The 17,784-nt window shown below is 62.7% G+C and carries 17 protein-coding genes; 9 read left to right on the top strand and 8 right to left on the bottom strand.

Features of this window, described 5'->3' with window-relative positions; genetic code table 11:
* Positions 1–242 precede the first annotated feature (242 nt).
* The 4 genes from tsaD to tsaE are packed head-to-tail and all read right to left on the bottom strand — an operon-like array spanning position 243 to position 3,137.
* Positions 243–1,280, bottom strand: coding sequence for a tRNA (adenosine(37)-N6)-threonylcarbamoyltransferase complex transferase subunit TsaD (gene tsaD / locus NUW12_01080; protein ID MCR4401366.1), 1,038 nt, complete (start codon positions 1,278–1,280; stop codon positions 243–245).
* Entirely contained in the window at positions 1,273–1,755 is a 483-nt protein-coding gene (gene rimI / locus NUW12_01075; protein ID MCR4401365.1) for a ribosomal protein S18-alanine N-acetyltransferase, read from the bottom strand. The genes tsaD and rimI overlap by 8 nt, the downstream gene beginning before the upstream one ends.
* The gene (gene tsaB, locus NUW12_01070; protein MCR4401364.1) at positions 1,745–2,551 is read right to left on the bottom strand and encodes a tRNA (adenosine(37)-N6)-threonylcarbamoyltransferase complex dimerization subunit type 1 TsaB; all 807 of its coding nucleotides are present in this window, start codon (positions 2,549–2,551) and stop codon (positions 1,745–1,747) included. Before tsaB ends, rimI begins: the two co-directional genes overlap by 11 nt.
* A complete protein-coding gene (gene tsaE, locus NUW12_01065) occupies positions 2,532–3,137 on the bottom strand; it encodes a tRNA (adenosine(37)-N6)-threonylcarbamoyltransferase complex ATPase subunit type 1 TsaE (GenBank protein MCR4401363.1) in 606 nt (201 codons plus the stop codon). The genes tsaB and tsaE overlap by 20 nt, the downstream gene beginning before the upstream one ends.
* A 365-nt stretch (positions 3,138–3,502) precedes the next feature.
* Here tsaE and NUW12_01060 point away from each other — a divergent pair, with 365 nt between their 5' ends.
* The 8 genes from NUW12_01060 (at position 3,503) to NUW12_01025 (ending at position 11,625) form a co-directional block, all read left to right on the top strand.
* The gene (locus NUW12_01060) at positions 3,503–3,772 is read left to right on the top strand and encodes a ribbon-helix-helix protein, CopG family (protein ID MCR4401362.1); all 270 of its coding nucleotides are present in this window, start codon (positions 3,503–3,505) and stop codon (positions 3,770–3,772) included.
* Positions 3,753–4,112, top strand: coding sequence for a type II toxin-antitoxin system PemK/MazF family toxin (locus NUW12_01055; GenBank protein MCR4401361.1), 360 nt, complete (start codon positions 3,753–3,755; stop codon positions 4,110–4,112). The genes NUW12_01060 and NUW12_01055 overlap by 20 nt, the downstream gene beginning before the upstream one ends.
* Before the next feature lie 177 nt (positions 4,113–4,289).
* The gene (locus tag NUW12_01050) at positions 4,290–5,012 is read left to right on the top strand and encodes a gamma-glutamyl-gamma-aminobutyrate hydrolase family protein (GenBank protein ID MCR4401360.1); all 723 of its coding nucleotides are present in this window, start codon (positions 4,290–4,292) and stop codon (positions 5,010–5,012) included.
* A gap of 58 nt (positions 5,013–5,070) precedes the next feature.
* Positions 5,071–6,087: an asparaginase gene (locus tag NUW12_01045; GenBank protein MCR4401359.1), complete on the top strand. Its 1,017-nt coding sequence runs from the start codon at positions 5,071–5,073 to the stop codon at positions 6,085–6,087.
* Positions 6,088–6,338: 251 nt separating this feature from the next.
* Entirely contained in the window at positions 6,339–7,163 is an 825-nt protein-coding gene (locus NUW12_01040) for a M55 family metallopeptidase (GenBank protein ID MCR4401358.1), read from the top strand.
* Positions 7,164–7,182: 19 nt separating this feature from the next.
* Positions 7,183–8,436: an amidohydrolase gene (locus NUW12_01035; GenBank protein MCR4401357.1), complete on the top strand. Its 1,254-nt coding sequence runs from the start codon at positions 7,183–7,185 to the stop codon at positions 8,434–8,436.
* A gap of 128 nt (positions 8,437–8,564) precedes the next feature.
* Positions 8,565–10,052 (top strand): D-aminoacylase, encoded by a 1,488-nt coding sequence (locus NUW12_01030; protein ID MCR4401356.1) that lies wholly within the window; start codon positions 8,565–8,567, stop codon positions 10,050–10,052.
* A gap of 313 nt (positions 10,053–10,365) precedes the next feature.
* Positions 10,366–11,625 carry a M20/M25/M40 family metallo-hydrolase gene (locus NUW12_01025; protein ID MCR4401355.1) on the top strand — a complete coding sequence of 420 codons (1,260 nt, stop codon included), beginning with the start codon at positions 10,366–10,368 and terminating at the stop codon, positions 11,623–11,625.
* 229 nt (positions 11,626–11,854) lie between these two features.
* Here NUW12_01025 and NUW12_01020 read toward each other — a convergent pair whose 3' ends face one another.
* The 3 genes from NUW12_01020 to NUW12_01010 form a co-directional block, all read right to left on the bottom strand.
* A complete protein-coding gene (locus NUW12_01020) occupies positions 11,855–12,967 on the bottom strand; it encodes a diguanylate cyclase (GenBank protein ID MCR4401354.1) in 1,113 nt (370 codons plus the stop codon).
* A 419-nt stretch (positions 12,968–13,386) separates the two neighbouring features.
* Positions 13,387–14,361, bottom strand: a complete 975-nt coding sequence (locus NUW12_01015) for a magnesium transporter CorA family protein (protein ID MCR4401353.1) — start codon at positions 14,359–14,361, stop codon at positions 13,387–13,389.
* A gap of 517 nt (positions 14,362–14,878) precedes the next feature.
* A complete protein-coding gene (locus NUW12_01010; protein ID MCR4401352.1) occupies positions 14,879–15,754 on the bottom strand; it encodes a DUF1848 domain-containing protein in 876 nt (291 codons plus the stop codon).
* Between the two features lie 188 nt (positions 15,755–15,942).
* Here NUW12_01010 and NUW12_01005 point away from each other — a divergent pair, with 188 nt between their 5' ends.
* Positions 15,943–16,596: a hypothetical protein gene (locus tag NUW12_01005; protein ID MCR4401351.1), complete on the top strand. Its 654-nt coding sequence runs from the start codon at positions 15,943–15,945 to the stop codon at positions 16,594–16,596.
* A gap of 23 nt (positions 16,597–16,619) precedes the next feature.
* Here NUW12_01005 and NUW12_01000 read toward each other — a convergent pair whose 3' ends face one another.
* Positions 16,620–17,657, bottom strand: a complete 1,038-nt coding sequence (locus tag NUW12_01000; protein ID MCR4401350.1) for an alpha-hydroxy-acid oxidizing protein — start codon at positions 17,655–17,657, stop codon at positions 16,620–16,622.
* Positions 17,658–17,784: the final 127 nt, after the last annotated feature.

Here is a 17,784-nt window from a genome sequence, read left to right as displayed (position 1 = left end):
ACCTGGAGCCCGCAAAGCCGATTGCGCGGGGGAAAGCCCCCTCAGGACGCCGTCATGATCCCGAGGGGTGTCGCATATACATTAATGGGTGGTGTATCCGTATCTCCCAGATATTCCCTCTAATCCACATTATCCACAGCCTTATCCACAGCCGCGAAGTCCCGTGGCGGGATGGTCCGCAGCGCGCGGCGGCACGGCGCGCCAAGCCGGTCCCGCAACTTTACCTCGTCCCCAACCCCTCACTACTCGAGCCCCAGGTCAGGGACGGCCGGAAGCTCCAAGGGGCTTCTTTCACCTCTACAGAGCCGGAAGTAACCCGCGCATGCCACCATCGCAGCGTTGTCGGTGCACAGACCGGGCGAGGGAATCACCAGCCTCAATCCAACTTCTGATGACCGGGCCCCCATTCTCTCTCTCAGCCTCGAGTTGGCCGCCACGCCTCCCGCGAGCGCTACAATCTCCACGCCCTTGTCCCGAGCCGCCCTCACGGTCTTCTCGACGAGCACGTCCACCACCGCCTCCTGAAAGCCGGCGGCGATATCAGGCACGTTTGCCGAGCGGGCTTTCTTCACGTAGTTAACTACAGCCGTCTTTAGCCCGCTGAAGCTGAAATCGTACGAGCCTTCCTCAAGGAATGCCCTGGGAAACCGGATCGCACTGGGGTCTCCGACGCGCGCCGCATCGTCGATGGCGGGCCCACCTGGATAGCCCAGCCCAAGAACCCGCGCGACCTTGTCGAACGCTTCGCCAGCTGCGTCGTCGCGAGTCCGACCCATTACCTCGCGGCTGCCGTGGCTCTCAAGGTACACGAGGTCCGTATGCCCACCTGACACCACGAGGCACACAAATGGAGGGCGGAGGTCCGGATGCTCGATGAAATTCGCGTACAAGTGCGCCTCGACGTGATTCACCCCGATGAACGGCACCCGCCGGGCCATCGCGATCGCCTTGGCTGCGGATAGACCCACTAGTATGGCGCCCACGAGGCCCGGACCATGCGTGGCCGCCACCGCCGCGACGTCCGACGCGCGGAGCCCGGCGTTCCTCAGTGCCTGGTCTATCACGGGAATGATGACCTCGACGTGCCTCCGCGAGGCCACCTCGGGAACGACGCCGCCGAATCTCCGGTGAAGATTCACCTGGGAGGCGACTACGTTTGACCGCAAGCGCAATCCCGGTGCTTCACACGAACCGTTCCCTTCCAACACTGCACATGAAGTCTCATCGCAGCTTGTCTCCAGCCCAAGCACGTGGAACGCGCCGTAACTAGTCTCACCCATTGTCGTCCCTCGCAGGCCGACCGCGCGGACGTTGTTCGTTCCTCCACATGATCATGGCGTCCTCACCGTTGTCGTGGTAGTAACCAGGACGTATGCCGGCGCTCACGAACCCAAGTTTCTCGTAGAGCTTCTGCGCCCCCACGTTCGAGACTCTCACCTCGAGGGTGAACCTCTTTGCCCCTTTCGACCGCGCGTAATCCATGATGGCCTTCATGAGCCTCTCCCCTATGCCGCGGCGTCGAAAGTCAGGGTGCACGGCGATGTTGGTGATGTGGCCTTCCTCGAGGATTATCCATATGCCCACATAGCCTATCACCTTGCCGCTCTGGCGCGCAACAAGGTAACACGCCCTGCTGTTTTCGTAGATCTCCGAGAGGAACGCGTTACGTGACCACGGAGTCGGGAATGAAGCCTTCTCTATCCTCATGACGTCATCGAGATCCGACTGCCGCATGGGGCTGATCTCAACATCCACCTCGCGCACGCCCCCCGCATGACGCCGTCCCACCGTGCGCCGTTTCGGCGCTGGACTTCCCCAGATAGAACGGCTCAACTTCAAACGCGTTCCTGGATTGACCGGAGCCGACAGCGATCCTTCCGAGAGCAGCCACAACAGCCGGACGAGGGGCGACGCACCATTCCGGTCCGGTCGCAAGCCCTTCGCCCGCGCTCTCCAGGATGAGCCGTCTGTGCGCCCTCGCGCCATCGCCCACGAAGACAACCCTTTCTTTCCTCACGCCCCGCCCGTCTCCCAAAGCGACACCTGCGGCGCCAAGGGCATGCACGCCGTCGCAAACACCCGCACCCGCGCGGTCGAGCACGCGTCTTACGACCTCACGTACGCTCCCCACCTCGTAGTCGCTCACCCTCTCGGGATAGAGCCCTCGCACGCGGTACACAGCCGAGTAGACGATGTCGCGCCTGGCCGAAATGAGCGGGCAGATGAGTGCGTCCGAAAACGGAAGGTTCGCCGCTATGGCGTCCAGGGTCACTACCGCGCCGATAGGCACGTCGAGCACGTAGGCGAGGGCTTTGGCGGTAGCCACCCCTATGCGGACGCCGGTGAACGACCCGGGGCCTACTGCCACCGCCACGGCGTCGAGGTCACAGACACTCCATCCAGCCTCCGCCAGGAGCCTCTCACATGCGGCTGCGACACTTTCAGAGTTCCTCCTCGTTACAATGGCGCTGTATTCGGCGACCACTTCGTCGTCGGATACTAGCGCCACGCCTCCGGTGAACGTCGAAGTGTCAATACCCAGGACCCGCAAGCGCCCTCAACTCCTCGATCATGCAACGAAACCTCTCCCCGCGAGGGAGGAACACTATCTCCCTGGCGCTGCTGCCCTCGTCGCAGTCACATCCGTCGAGCCCGGTCCCTCCCGCATTCGGTCCCTCTCCATCGCCGCATCTTCCGCCGCGCGTGTTGCCCTCTATCCGGTCACCATCCCGGTCACCATCGTCGGCACCCGAGTCGCCATCCGGAGGAATCCTGATCTCCACGTCCAGTCTTTCTTCGGGCAGGAGATGACGGATCCTCTCCGGCCATTCGACGGCCGCGGCCCCTCCCCCGTACAGGCATTCGTCTATTCCTGCAGTCTCGGCGTCCGAGACCCCCTCCAACCTGTAGGCGTCGATGTGGTACAGGGGGACCTTCCCCGGATGCTCGTGAACTATGGTGAAAGTCGGGCTCGTCACCCGCCCCTTGACTTCCATGCCCGCCGCCAGGCCCTGCACGAACACGGTCTTACCCGCGCCTAGATGGCCTTCGAGACAGACCACGTCTCCCGGTCCAAGGAGCCTCCCGAGGGCTTCACCCAGCTTTCTCGTGTCACGCGGGCTGCAAGCCCGGTACACAAGCAACGGCCGAACCTCCTGCCCGTAGCAGAAATCCAAGCAGATTATACCACATGCATGAGCCTGGAATCCACAATGAGGATGCCGACTGCCGACCCCAGCTGACCCCGTGTACAAATAGTCCCGACCTCGCCTGGCCGAAAGTCGAGCGATCCCATCCCCCGTCGCACATCCCACGGGCGCAAAGCCCCTCTGAACAATGCTGCGGCCAGGCGGACCCAGCCTCGTTCAAATGCGCTCGGTGTCTGCATATGTCGTTGACAGCCTTTCCCGCGCGTGTATATAATGCCGGTGTAGACTGCAGTATATACTGTGGCGCCTGGGGGAGCGGAGGGGTTGCGGTGGCCCAGCATGTCAGGAGGATCATGATCACCCTGCCGGATAGTCTCTTGCAGGAAGTCGACGGGGCCGCGAGGCAGGAGCATCGGAACCGTAGCGAGTTCATTAGAGAGGCCATGCGGCTCTACATCGAGGAGAAGCGCAGGCTGGAGCTGCGTGAGAAGCTGAAAGAGGGCTACCGCGAGATGGCTGGCCTGAACCTCCAACTCGCCGGCGAGGCTTTGGCTGCGGAGAACGAAGCCCTTGCCCTATATGAGGAGGTCCTGGCGCGGGGTAATGGAACCGAGGGAGCTTAGGCGCGGCGACGTCTTTTACGCTGACCTTAATCCTGTAATAGGCTCGGAGCAAGGGGGCACCCGGCCGGTGCTCGTCCTCCAGAACGACATCGGGAACCGCTACAGCCCAACCACGATCGTGGCCGCCATCACGTCGCGCATCGACAAGGCGCGACTTCCCACCCACGTGGAACTGCCCGCGACCAAGAGCCGACTGCCGGCGGATTCGGTGATCCTCCTCGAGCAGGTGCGAACCATAGACCGCCGCCGGCTCATCGAGAAAGTCTCCCATCTGGACCCCGTCACCATGGATCGGGTCGACAAGGCGCTCGAGATCAGCCTAGGCCTGGTGGAAATCTGAACGGGAGCCTAGCATCGCTCGGCACGGCTCACAAGGAGCGAGCCGCGGAGTCACTAGCCCCTCGGCTCGCGGCTTTTCATGGGCCGGCCCGAAGGATTTCGCGCCGTGCAGGCGAATACTAGCTGGGGCGACGCGCTATCTCGCGCCCGAGCGCGCGCCGCGGGAGAGGGATTGAGCTTGCGGCCACTCGTTGGAGTGACGTGTACGAGTTCCGCTGCTGGTGAGACGGGAGAGTCAAGGAAGTACTCGCTGCCCCAGGACTACGTATGTGCCGTCACCAAAGCCGGGGGTCAGGTCGTGATTCTGCCTGCGAGCGACGGTGAATCCGCGGCGCGCCTGGCGGGCGTCCTTGACGGCATCCTCCTTTCGGGCGGAGCGGACCTCGATCCCAGCTACTTCGGAGAGGAGCCCCACCCGCATCTCGGACACATCGATCCCGAGCGCGACGAATTCGAGCTAGCCCTGGTTCGGGCGGCCATCGAGGCGGGCACCCCTCTCCTCGCGATCTGCCGCGGGATTCAGGTCTTGAACGTTGCCATGGGCGGAACCCTGTACCAAGACATCCAGTCCCAGGTCAAAGGGGCCATCAAACATAGGCAAGACGCGCCTCGGTACCACGCCAGCCACAAAGTCGTCGTGGAGCGCCACTCCAAACTGGCCGGGATGGTGGGCGCGGGCGACGTGGCCGTGAACTCCTTCCACCACCAAGCCATCCGGAATGTCGCCCCAGGCTTCTTCGTGTCAGCGCGCTCCACTGATGGAGTGATTGAGGCAATCGAGTCAGCCCATGATCTCTTCGTAGTAGGTGTGCAATGGCATCCAGAGTGCATGACAGACTCATACCCCGCGATGCTCGAGATATTCGCGGCGTTCGTGGCCGAAGCCGCAGCCAGACGCTGAATCGAGAGTACGGCGTAGTTCCTGGCAGTGTGTCTCCGTCTTGAGGAAGGTGGTTTGATTGTCAGAGCCGGCCGTCAAGGTGACGCGTGGTTCGATCGTCGAAAGCGTCCACAGGGTCGACGTTGCGGTCGCCGATGGCTCGGGCGACGTTTTGTACTGGGTCGGGGATCCAAACAAGGTAACGTACTGGCGTTCTTGCGCGAAGCCAATCCAGGCGATCCCTGTCATCGAGACGGGAGCCGCGGAGCGATTCGGGTTCGACGATCGGGAGATCGCAGTGATGTGCGCGTCCCATAGCGGAGAGTGCGCGCACGTTACGACGGTGGCAGGTATCCTGCGCAAGATCGGTCTCCCCGACGCCGCGCTCGCCTGCGGGGTCCACCCACCGCTCGACAGGGACTCATCCAGGCGGCTCACGGCGTGCGGAGTGGCGCCGTGGCAGCTCCACTCCAACTGCTCGGGAAAGCACTCGGCGATGCTCGCCGTGGCGGTTCACTTGGGCTATTCGGTCCAAGGGTATTATCGCGTGGACCATCCCGTCCAGCGCATCATGTTGCGGGAAGTGTCGCTCTTCACAGGCGTGCCTCAAAGAGACATTGCCATCGGAGTGGACGGATGCGGCGTGCCGGTCTTCGGGCTGTCCCTCGCGTCCATGGCAAGGGCGTTCGCCACGCTCGCAAGTCCGGACCACCTGATGACCGACGTCGCTTGCGCGAAGGCGGCACGGCGAGTGTGCCGCGCCATGCGAACCCACCCCCATATGGTGGCGGGACGAGGCAGACTTACGACTGATCTCATGCGGGTGGCCGGGGACCGAGTCGTGGCCAAGAGCGGCGCGGAAGGCGTGTACTGCGTGGGCCTCCTCGAGAGGGGACTCGGTGTGGCAATCAAGATCGAGGACGGAAGCACGAGGGCCGTAGGCCCGCTGGTGCTGGAGGTTCTGGCGCGAATGGGCGCCCTCGAAGCGGGCCACCTAAGAGCGCTCGCACCTCATCACCGTCCTCAAGTTCTGAACCATCGTGGCGAGGCGGTGGGAGAGATCGTCGTGGACTTCGAACTCAAGTCGAGGCGTTAGCCGAGGCGTTGACCGAGGCGCGGCTCACGAGAGACAGAGCTGCGGTTCTCAGGCATCGAGCAGGACATGGAGCCGGATCGAACGCCCAATGAGCGGCCGAGCGAGGGGACGGGATCGAGACAAGAGGCAGAAGCAGAAGCAGAGGCAGAGGCAGAAATGGCCCGGCGCGGGATGGGTCGTCCAAGGGCAAGGAAGGGCGTCTTGGCGACCTCGTTGACACTTGAGAATGGCCGGGCAGGAGGTGCATGTCGATGAAAGTGTACATTTCCGCCGACCTAGAGGGCGTGGCGGGGGTAACGCACTCAGAGCATACGGCGAGAGACGGCAAGGAACACGAGCGAGCGCGGGCGCTCATGACGGATGAGATCAACGCGGCCGTCACCGGGGCCATTGAGGCGGGGGCGACCGAGGTCGTGGTCAACGACTCTCACGGCACGATGCGCAACATCATCCCCGAGAAGCTTCACAAGGACGCTTATCTCATATCAGGAGCGCCCAAGCCCTTGAGCATGATGGAGGGCATCGACTCAACGTTCGACGCCGCCATGTTCCTCGGGTACCACGCGGCATGTGGCACTCCGGACGCCGTGTTGGACCACACTTACGCGGGACGCACCGTGGCACGAGTGGTGATAAACGGGATGGAGCTCGGAGAAACAGGCATAAATGCGGCTGTAGCTGGCCACTTTGGCGTTCCCCTAGTGTTGGTCACCGGCGACACCGCCGTTGCACGCCAGGCCAGGGAGCTCGTCCCCAGGGTCGTGACGGTTGCGGTGAAGGAAGCCATAGGGCGTTACGCGGCGAGATCGCTCCATCCCGAGAGAGCGCAGGCGCTCATCAGAGAGGCGGCAAGGAAAGCCCTCGCGGACTTGAGGTCCATAGGTTGTTTCGAGATACGCCCTCCCATCCGCCTCGAGCTGCACTTGAACCAAACAGGCATGGCTGACATGGCGGAGCTCGTCCCTGGAATGGAAAGGACGGGTCCAAGGTCGGTCGGCTTCACAGCAGATAATTACCTCTCCGTGTTCAAGGCGATGAGGGTGGCCATCGCTCTTGCGGGCGAGACCGCGCAGTGAATAGAGGTGGTGGCCGAGCATGACGGACGGCGGAAGGAAGTCCAGGAGACGCGCGCTCCTCACCAAGGCGCGCGAACTGCTCCCACAGATGATCGCAGTGCGCCGCGACCTTCACATGAACCCGGAGCTGGGCGGGGAAGAAAGACGGACTGCGGGAATGGTCGCCTCGAAGCTGTGCGAACTTGGGGTGAGCGTGCGGGAAGGCATCGGCGGGACGGGCGTCGTCGGCGTAATCAGGGGGCTCGCATCCGAACCGCGCCGATCCGGATCCCAAGCCAGCCCCGACTCGCCGTCCGGTCCCTGCGTAGCCCTCCGGGCGGACATGGACGCCCTGCCCATACAGGATTGCAAAGACGTGGACTACAGGTCGCGCATCCCGGGAGTCATGCACGCCTGCGGCCATGACGGCCACGTGGCCATGCTGCTTGGAGCCGCCAAGCTCCTCTCATCGCTTGCGAAGGAGTTTTGCGGAAGCGTAAAGCTGATATTCCAGCCGGCTGAAGAAGGGCCGGGCGGGGCGCTGCCGATGATAAGGGAGGGCGTGCTGTCAGAGCCCGATGTGAATGTAATAGTGGCAGGACACATCTGGCCGGATCTTCCGACGGGCGTCGTGGCGATCAGGGGCGGCCCGGTCATGGCGGCGGCGGACAGCGTGACCATCACGATCAGAGGCGAGGGAGGCCACGGCGCCGCGCCTCACAGATCGGTGGACGCCGTGGTCGTGGCGGCGCAGGCCGTAATGGCGCTCCAGACGATCGCAAGCCGCCGAGTGAACCCGGTGGATCCCCTTGTCCTGACGATCGGGACGATCTCCGGCGGATACCGTCAGAACGTCATCGCGGACCAGGTCACCATGAGCGGCACGGTCCGCACCCTGAATCCGGCGTTGCGTGGAGCCGTTCCTGACATGATCAGGCAAACGCTCGAGGGAATAACGCGTAGTGCCGGAGCCAAATTCGAGTTCACGTTTTCGCCGGGCTACCCGCCCCTTGCCAACGACGAAAGGGTGGCAGCGCTCGTAGCCGCGAGCGCGAGGAGGATTTTCGGCAGGCGCCAGGTCATTGAGGATATAGAGCCCTCCATGGGAGGAGAGGATTTCGCCTACTTCCTCCAGGAGGTTCCGGGCGCCATGTTCATGCTAGGCGCGGGAAACCCCGACAGAGGCGCCAAGTACCCGGCGCACCATCCGAGATTCGATTTCGACGAGGAAGCCATGGCCCTGGGCGCCGCGCTGATGGTCGATGTCGTGCTCGAGCTGCTTGAGAGGAGGTAGTGCTCGTGCGGGAGCAGAGGTTCGTGATCCGCGCGGCGAGGGTAGTTGACGGAACCGGCGCTCCTTGGTTCGTAGGAGACGTGGAAGTCGCAGGCGACAGGATAGCCCGTGTGGGGAGATGCCTCGATGTGCCGCGAGGCACCAGAGAGATACGCGCCGATGGGCGGGTCGTCGCGCCGGGGTTCATCGACATCCACTCCCACTCCGACGACACGATCCTCTTGAACCCCCGCGCCGAGAGCAAGGTCCGGCAGGGCGTGACTTGTGAGGTGGTCGGCAACTGCGGCTACTCGCTCGCGCCGCTGGAAGGAGAGGCGCTCGCCGACGTAAGGCGGGACCTTGGGGAAGCGGGGCTTGACTTGAGCTGGAGGTCCTTCGGCGAGTACCTTCGTGCCATCGAGAAGTGTGGCACAGCTGTGAACGTCGCATCGCTCGTCGGCCACGGAACGATCAGGCGTGCGGTCATGGGATGTGTGGACCGCGCGCCGTCGCGGGAAGAAATGGAGCGCATGAAGTCGCTCTTGTCCGGCGCTTTGGCGGAGGGCGCGTGGGGCCTGTCCACCGGCCTCATCTATCCCCCGTCGTGCTACGCGTCCATGGATGAGTTGGTCGAGCTCGCGCAGGTCTCCGCCAGCGCGGGGGGCATGTACGCAAGTCACATACGCTACGAGGAAGACAGGGTCGTGGAAGCCGTGGAGGAAGCCATCGCCATAGGCGAGAGAGCGCGGGTACCGGTGCAGGTATCCCATCACAAGGCAGGCGGAGTCCAGAACTGGGGCAAGGTCCGGATGACCATAGAACTCATGAGCAAGGCGAGAGCGCGCGGAGTGGATGTCGCTTGTGATGTCTACCCGTATACAGCGTCGTCCACGGGCCTTGCCGTCATCCTGCCCCAGTGGATATTCGATGGGGGGCTGGAGGCGGCCATGGCGCGGCTCAAGGACACAGCCGTGCGTGAGGGCATCCGCCGACAGGTGGAGGAAGAGGAGGGCGCGAAGCGCGGTTGGGACAAGACAGTCATCGCGTCTTGCACGAGGGACCGCAACAAGCGGTTCGAGGGGAAGAACCTCGTGGAGATCGCGGAGATGACAGGGAAGGACCCATTCACCGCAGCTCTTGACCTAATCGTGGACGAGTCGGCCGCAGTGCAGACCGTGAGGTTTGGCATGTGCGAGGAAGACGTGGAATACGTGCTGGCCTGGCCTGCCTCCTCGATCGGCAGCGACGCGTCGGTGCGGGCACCGTATGGTCCTTTGGGCAAGGGAAAGCCCCATCCGAGGAGCTACGGAACGTTCCCCAGGGTACTGGCTCGATACGTGAGGGAACGAGGCGTCCTCACGCTGGAAGAAGCCGTCCGAAAGATGACCTCCCTCCCTGCACAGCGCCTCGGAATCCTCGACCGAGGGATCATCCGTCCGGGCATGGTCGCGGATCTCGTGGTATTCGATCCTGACAAGGTGGCCGACACGGCCACGTACGACGATCCTCACCGCTATCCCACGGGAATTGACTGGGTCTTCGTGGCGGGAACACCCGTAATAGAGCGCGGCGAACACACCGGCGCGACTCCGGGAAGAGTCCTCCGGCACCGGCACGAGCACGGGCACGCCGCGTGAGGGCGTTGCTCGACACACACCCTCTTCTGAAGACCGGCTCCTCCTCGGGGCAGCGCAACACCAGAAGCGTCGTGACGCTGAACGTTTGCGCGAGACCCAACGGCCCTCCCCGCTCTGGGGCCGGAGACGCTCTGGGGCCGGAGGCATCCTGAAGATCCAGCTCACGTCAGCTCAAGATACAATTGACACAGTATCCACGCCTCAGTATAGTAGTAGGAAAACAGAGCGTGGATGGGTGTGTGCCGCTCCGGACGGCTTGGTGAGTAGGGGAGATGAGCAAGACGAGCCTGACTCGGAGCAGGAGGTACACCGGGTGCCGGGCAGAGGAGCGCTCAGGAAAGGAGAAGACAAGGAGATGAGTAGGTTGAGTAGCAGATCTCGCGCACTATGGGCACTTGTCGGGGTCCTGGTTCTCGTAACGACGGCGGTGGGCGCCGCGCTCGCCGCAAGTCCGCTTGACGATGCGTTCGCGTACGTTGACTCCCAAAAGGAAGCGATCCTCCAGGACTGGCTTGCTCTGATAAGGATCCCCGCTCCGTCAAGGCAGGAGGACGAACGGGCGGCCTGGGTAAAGGCCAGAATGCAGGAGATCGGCCTTGTCGACATAGGCTCGGACGATGCCGGGAACGTGTGGGGCGCGTATCCCGTTCCCTCGAGTGGACCGATCCTCGTCTTCGCTGCCCACATGGACACGGTGTTCTCCAAGGACACCCCGATAAACCCCGAGGTGAAAGAGGGTAAGATCTTCGCCCCGGGCTCGGGTGACAATACTTCGTCCGTCGTGGGGCTCCTATACACCGCGAAGGCGATCAAGGCCGCGGGAATCGTCCCGAAGTGCCGGGTGATCTTCCTCGCCACGGTTGAGGAAGAGATAGGGCTGAACGGCATGAGATACTTCCTCGAGAACAGCGGGATGACACCGGACTACGTGGTCGCCGTGGACGGTGGATTCGGAGGAGTCACGTATGGGGCGCTCGGCATCGAGTGGTACAAGGCCACGCTGAAGGTGCCCGGCGGTCACACGCTTTCGAGCACGGGCAAGCCGAGCGGTGCGAGATCGCTCGCCGCGGCCATCTCGAAGCTGTATGAGATCCCCCTCAACGCCGATCCCAGATGCTACATGAACGTCGGCACCCTCGGGGGCGGAACCGTGCCCAACGCCATAGCCGCCGAGACCTGGTTCACCGTGGACATGAGGTCTCAATCAGCGACGGAGCTCGCGAAACTCAGGGACCAAGTTCACGCCGCGATAAAGGACCAGGCGAAGGCGACAGGCGCTGAGGTATCCCTCGAACCGCTCACCATAATCCCGGCGGGTTTGCTCCCTGGCGCAAAGGACCACAAGCTCACTAGAGTCGCCGCCGAAGCACTCAAAGCGGTGGGCGTGGCGGAGCCCGGGTTCAGCGACGCGGGGGCTTGCGACTCTAACGCGTCGATAGCCAAAGGCATCTACTCGGTGGCGGTCGGCGTCACGAAAAGCCAGAACGGGCACTCGGTGAATGAATGCTCCGAGATAGAACCCATCTACGCGGGCATAAAGCAGCTAGTGTACATCGCGTCCACGATGGACTGAGAGACGGACCGAGACTCGAGCCGCAAGCTACCAATAACAAAGCCGCATCCGCGAACGCCATGGGACGGGTTGGCCTGCGACGGCCGTGCGACAGACACCGGGCGCGCGACCCGTTGCGAAGAAGGCTGGTCACAAGGTTGACGCGCAGCGCCGCGAGCGCCACACCACCGCGAAGGCCCACACCCGGCGCCCGGCACCCGGCGCCCGGCACCCGGCGCTGCTTTGCACCTCACGTCGCCCAGGCGTGCGTGGAACGCGGCTTTGCGCTGTACATGGCGTCGTCTGCGCTCTTGAACAGCTGGGCCATGCTCACGTCCATGGTTTCCCTCGTGGCCACGCCGAGAGAGAAGCTGCTCAAGAGGTCAGCTGCCATCGCCGCGTGTTGCCTTATTCGCTCGCGGATAGCCTTGGCAGCGTTCGCGCTGGTATTGGGAAGGAGCACGGCAAACTCATCCCCGCCGATCCTCGCGACGATGTCTGAAGAGCGCACGGCCCCTCTCACGATCTCCGCCGCGCGTTTGAGGAGGGCGTCGCCGGCCGAGTGACCATGTGCGTCGTTCACTCCCTTGAGATCATCCACGTCGCAGACTATCATCGAAACAGGCAGGTAACGCTCGGCGTCGAGCCGTCTCATCTCGCGCTCGAAGTGCGAGCGGTTGTACACGCCCGTGAGCCCGTCGTGCATGCTCAAGTACTTGAGTTGTTCTTCTTCCCTCTTGCGGTCGGTGATGTCCCAGAAGACCCCGATAGTGCCCTTCACCGTACCGTCCGACGCCACAAAGGGTGTCGCCGAGACCAGCACGTCCACTATTTCGCCGTTCTTTCTGAACATCTTGGACTCATACCTGTCCGAGCGACCCTTCTTGCGCCACTTCGTCTTCTCACGGTACACCCTGAACTGCTCGGGAGAGGTCAGCTCCGACAGACTCCTCCCAACCAGATCGCCGCTGTCGTACCCCAACATCTGAGCGAAGGCGTTGTTTGCGAATAGGATGTTCTCCTTGAGGTCTACCAGGACCATCCCTTCCTGCATGAGGTTGACGAGGGCTTCATACGCGTGGCGTTCGTCAGCATCACCGACGCGCTGCGTAGTCCGTCCGCCTGCAACGTCAACCAGGCTCCCGAACGCCGTGGCGACCAGCCCCAACAAAGCCGCTTCCACCAGAAACGTCGCAGGAAGCTCATGAAGCCGGATTATTCCGAATGCACCCGCTCGTGCGGCCGCTACCCCCGCAAACGCGAGACCGCCTCTCACGCCCCCGTGGACGCACCCCACCAGCACCGCAAGCACGCTGAGTCCGAACGCAAGCTCATGCGGGAGCAAGCATGCGGTCGCGAGCATCAGCGCCAACGCTAGGGCCGCCTCACGGCGCCCGCGAAGCAGCCCCTCCACCTTCATCCAGACAATTGCGCGTACATCTCCAGAAGGTTCAACCGTTGACTCACGTGCCGAACCTCGGGCCTGACTCACTTCTATTCCCCACCCCCTGCTGTCCCGAGGATGCGCCTATCCCTGCGTCGGCCTTGCGGAACGCATTCGCCTGAACCCCCGCCCTCGACGCAACGCCCTTGCGTCTCGCACCGTTTTTCCAAACTATGAGCGCGGTTCCATCAGAATTCTATTGCTAACATGATATCACAAATCTGAGACTTTTCACAGATCCATAACAAAAAACCACGAAACGCCGTTGACACGGTCCCTGTTCGGCTTAGGAACGATCCCGGGACCATTCCACGACTCGCATGACTTGAGGAAAGGTTTCAGAACATCCTCCTCCTTGCGAGCATGATCACTGCTGACAGGCTCGCAAGCGCCGAAACGGCCATTGTGCCGAGAAACGCGTATGGAGACCTCTGGAACGGAAGAGATACGTTCATCCCGTAGAAACTCGCCACTATGGTCGGAATGGAGAGGACTATCGTCACGGACGTCAGGAACTTCATCACTATGTTGAGGTTGTTGGATATCATCGACGCGAACGCGTCCATCATGCCCGTCAAAATGCTCGTGTATATGTCCCCCATCTCGATGGCCTGCTTGTTCTCGGTTATGACGTCCTCCAGCAGGTCCTCGTCTTCAGGATACGCCCTGAGCACCCGGGTCGGCGCATGGGAAGCGGGGTCTGTCTTCACGAGATATAGCCTGAGGAGCTTCTCCATTACGATCTCGTTGGACTTGAGGGAGGTCGTGAAGTACACGAGGCTCTTCTCCAAGTTGAGCAGCTTTATCAGCTCTTCGTTCTTCATCGAGCGGTGAAGCCGCTCTTCGATCTCGGCGGTTTGCTTGTCGATCTGACGCAGGTACTTCAAGTAGAGCCCTGCTGTCTTGAAGAGAACCTGCAGCAGGAACCGGGTCTTCTTGAAAGTGTATAGCGTCTTCGGCCTCCCGCCAGCCAGTTCGGCAAGGATGGGGTTATCCTGAAGGCATACGGTGACCACGTTGTCCTCGGCGATGATCACTCCCACTGGGATGGTGTCATACAAGACCGGGTCGCCGTTTCCATGGACTATGGGGACGTTGATGAGAACCATCACTTGCCCTTCGTCTGACTCTATACGCGGCCTCTCTTCCTCATCGAGTGGCGCCCTCAGGAAATCCAGGACGATGCTCAGCTCGCGGTGGACTCTGAGGATCTCCTCTTCTGTAGGGTTCAGTAGGTTTACCCAGGTCCCTTTTTCGCCTATGGCATCTGTCTTGACGAGGTCGTCTCCGACCGTTTTGTATGCCGTTATCACGGAAACCCCTCCCCGCTAGCACGGTGCGGCCTGCAGTTTGGTGCCGGGAAGGGTGCGGCCTAGTTGAAGCGCAGTGCTTGCCGCAAGTCCCGTCCGCAGCCTGCCGCGTGTCCCACGCGTGCTCTCAGTGGTGCGCAAGTCGCGTCGTCAATCGAACCCGTAGGGCTCTTGAGGGCGTACACACGAAAGGAACGACCGGTTTCGTCCCGTCGGGCCATGGCCTCTCCGATACCCCGTCGCGGACAAGGCCTCAAAGACCCCGCACAGGCCCCGGCGTTCCCACGCAACAGCCCTCGCACGCGAGTGAGAACACACCTTGAGCACGCAAGGCCGCACACCGGCAGCTCAAAGCGCCATTACGTCTCCCTAGCGAGGCATGGGTAAAGGCTGCACGCCGAGAACCGCCGTGGTCCGCCGACTCGAGCACCGGAGGCAGCGTAGCCCGGTACTACCTGGGTCGCCGTCCACGCTCGTCTCCCCCCTTTCACCAATACTATACGCTGCCCGAAGTGGGCAGTCAATGAAAATGGCGAAGGGCGGCGGCAGGTGCAGCCTTGTGACCGGAAGCGTAGCAATACAGACAACCATGTCGGCACGTGCCGTACACGCCGATATCCCTGCTCACGACGCACCTGCATTCAGCACGCTGTCCAGGATCCTTCCTCGACGGCACGCGCACGCCAAAGACGCGAGCGATGTACTCGTCGTCGATGCATTTCCCGCGCCTGATCCCGAGGGCTTCGAGATCCCACGCCTCGGCGCACGCCGAGATCTCCATGCCCGAGCCTGCAGCAAGCTGCGCGATGGTCGCGAGGAGGTCCGCCGTGACCGGGTCGCCCGCGCTGCGCGGCCGCTCGACACGTATTCCGTGGTCGACCAGATGCTCGAGGCGGGCTCTCGATGACGGATAGTCGTCGAGTAGGCTTATGACCACGCGCTTCGTCCAGCCATCCAGAGCCCTCGCGAGCTCTGCGAACCGGCGCTTGTGATATGAGACATCTGTCACGCTGGTGAGGACTATCGGGTCGTAACGCCATATCACTCTATCCGGGGAGACCGCGTCTGAGAGTCGTCGGAACGTCGCAACAACCTGCTCGATAGGCGGGACACCGGGTTCGAGGAACGCCGGGTACCCGTTCAAAGTGAAGTGGAAGTAGTATCGAAATCCCATACGTTCGAGTTCGCGCAAGTGCCCGATCATAGGCTCTGGGTCCTTGCTCCAAAACACGATCACGTCGACATCCTCGGGGCGCAGGGACACCTCGAGAACTTGGCTAGGGTTGAACGGATTGGAATACCTGCACGATCCCGACCGGATACGGTCCATGAACCACTCAGCAAAGAACTTCGGCATGTCCGTCCTGCGGCTCGCGCTGATTATCACTCTACCCACCCCATCGCGCAAGCTTCTCGTTCCCGCTCCGCACCGATCTGTCTAATGCACACTCTAGCACAGCTCCCGTCCCACTATGATTTTACCGCCAAAGCGGTGGCAGGCAAAGCCTCACGCTACTGGGAGACGAGACAAGCCCCCTCGCGCCGGCGGTCGACTCTGATCATTCGTCAGGCCGCACGCTGAACGTGACTGACTTTCAGGCTCTCAGGGCGTTTGTGGAGGCCGGCGGGACGTTGTACTGTTCGTACGATGGCCTCGCCGTGGATGGGTTTGAGGAGTTGTTCGGGGTCGACATCGTCTGCTCGAGCGTTCCTCAGGGCGACGCCTGGTCCCTGCACGTCCCGGGCCGGGAGAGCCCGCTGTCGGGACCACTCCCGAGTCCGATCTCTCCCCTCCACGTCAAGAGACACCTGAGCGTATCAGCACGCTCCGCGAAAGGTATGAGCTCCAGCTTGCTCGTGAACGAGTACGGACAAGGCCACGCCGTCCTCGTGACCATCCCGTTCGAGTTTTGTCTGGCGATGACTCCCTACGCGTTCGAACATGGCTGCCAGCCGTACCACGAAGTTTACTCGTTCGTTGGGAAGCTCGCGGGCATTAAGGGCATGCAAGCGGAGGCGAATCCGGCCGTCGAGACGAGGGAGTTCTCGTCGGGCGCACGGCGGGTGATAGTGTTAGCCAATCACGAGCCACACGTGCACACGGTCTCCGTCATCGTCCCTGGAGGCGCCGCACAACGGGCCTGGTCCTGGCGCCGAAACGCCCCCGTTCGACTTGAGGAGGGTGTCCTCAGGCTCAAGCTGGGCCCATCCGAGGGGGATATAGTGGAGATCACTTGATGGTCATCACGCATCGTCCCCTGTCAACGCCAGAGAACCCGTGGGCCGATGTCCCGCACCGTGCGGCTCCCGGTAAGGATCATGGCCACGCGAAGCTCGTCTCTGATGGTCGCGAGCACGCGGGCTACTCCGTCGCGGCCGCCGCCGAACGCGCCGATGGCGAGCGGCCGCCCCACCAGGACCGCGTCCGCTCCCAGGGCAAGATACTTGAGGACGTCTGTGCCTGTTCGCACGGCGCCGTCAGCCAAGACGACGACCCTACCTTTGACTCGCTGCGCGATCTCGGGAAGGACCTCCGCCACTCCAGGAGTGTGGTCAAGCGCACGCCCACCGTGGTTTGACACGACGATCGCCGCGGCTTGACACTCAGCGGCGATCTCAGCTTCGTCCGGCGTCATGATCCCCTTCAAGATCACCGGCAGCGAAGTGGATCGCACCAGCTCGCGAACGTCCTCCGGGGACTTGGGTCCCACGGGAGCGCCCAGAAGCCTCATGTTCACAAGGCCGGCCGCATCCACGTCCACTCCAACCGCGGGCGCCCCTGCTTCCTCGGCCGCTCTGAACTTGCGAATGATGTCGGCGTTCGGTCCCGGCTTGATTATGGGAATCCCGCGTCCGCCCGCCTCGCGAACCGCCTCGACCCCCGACGCGAACACCTCGGGGTGGCCGCCATCTCCGGTCATGGAAATGACGCCCGCGTCGAGACAGCCAAACACCATCGCATGGGCAAGATCGGCCTCGCTTAGAAGCTCCCGGAAGTTTACCTTGACGCCCGCCACGGCCGCCCCGAGAACCGGCATCTCGAGATCCAGCCCGAACAAGGTAGTCCTCAGATCCGGCTCACCGGCTTCATGCAAGACCCGCATGTTCAGCTTGACTTCGGCAAGGGCGTCGGCGTTGCGAATGAAGCCCGCGCCCGTTCCTATCCCACCCATGCCCGGGACCTCACCCGCGCAGACCCTCCCATCGCACACCCGGCACACCCGGCAGATCCCGCCCATTCTCTCCTTCGCGCGCCTTCGTACATCTGAAAGATCAAGGACCTGGTGGGTCTGGTTCATACCGCATCCCCCTTGCTGTGCCGTCTGCCTTCCAAGCGAGCGCAAGCCGTCCGCTCCGCAAGGTCGCGTCACCATGACGTTGGGCGACTTTTGGAGTCACCGATGCGCAGGCGCGTCGGTGGATCGG

Source organism: Bacillota bacterium (assembly GCA_024653485.1).
Lineage (GTDB): Bacteria > Bacillota > SHA-98 > UBA4971 > UBA4971 > UBA6256.
This window is presented reverse-complemented; position numbering and strand designations above follow the sequence as displayed.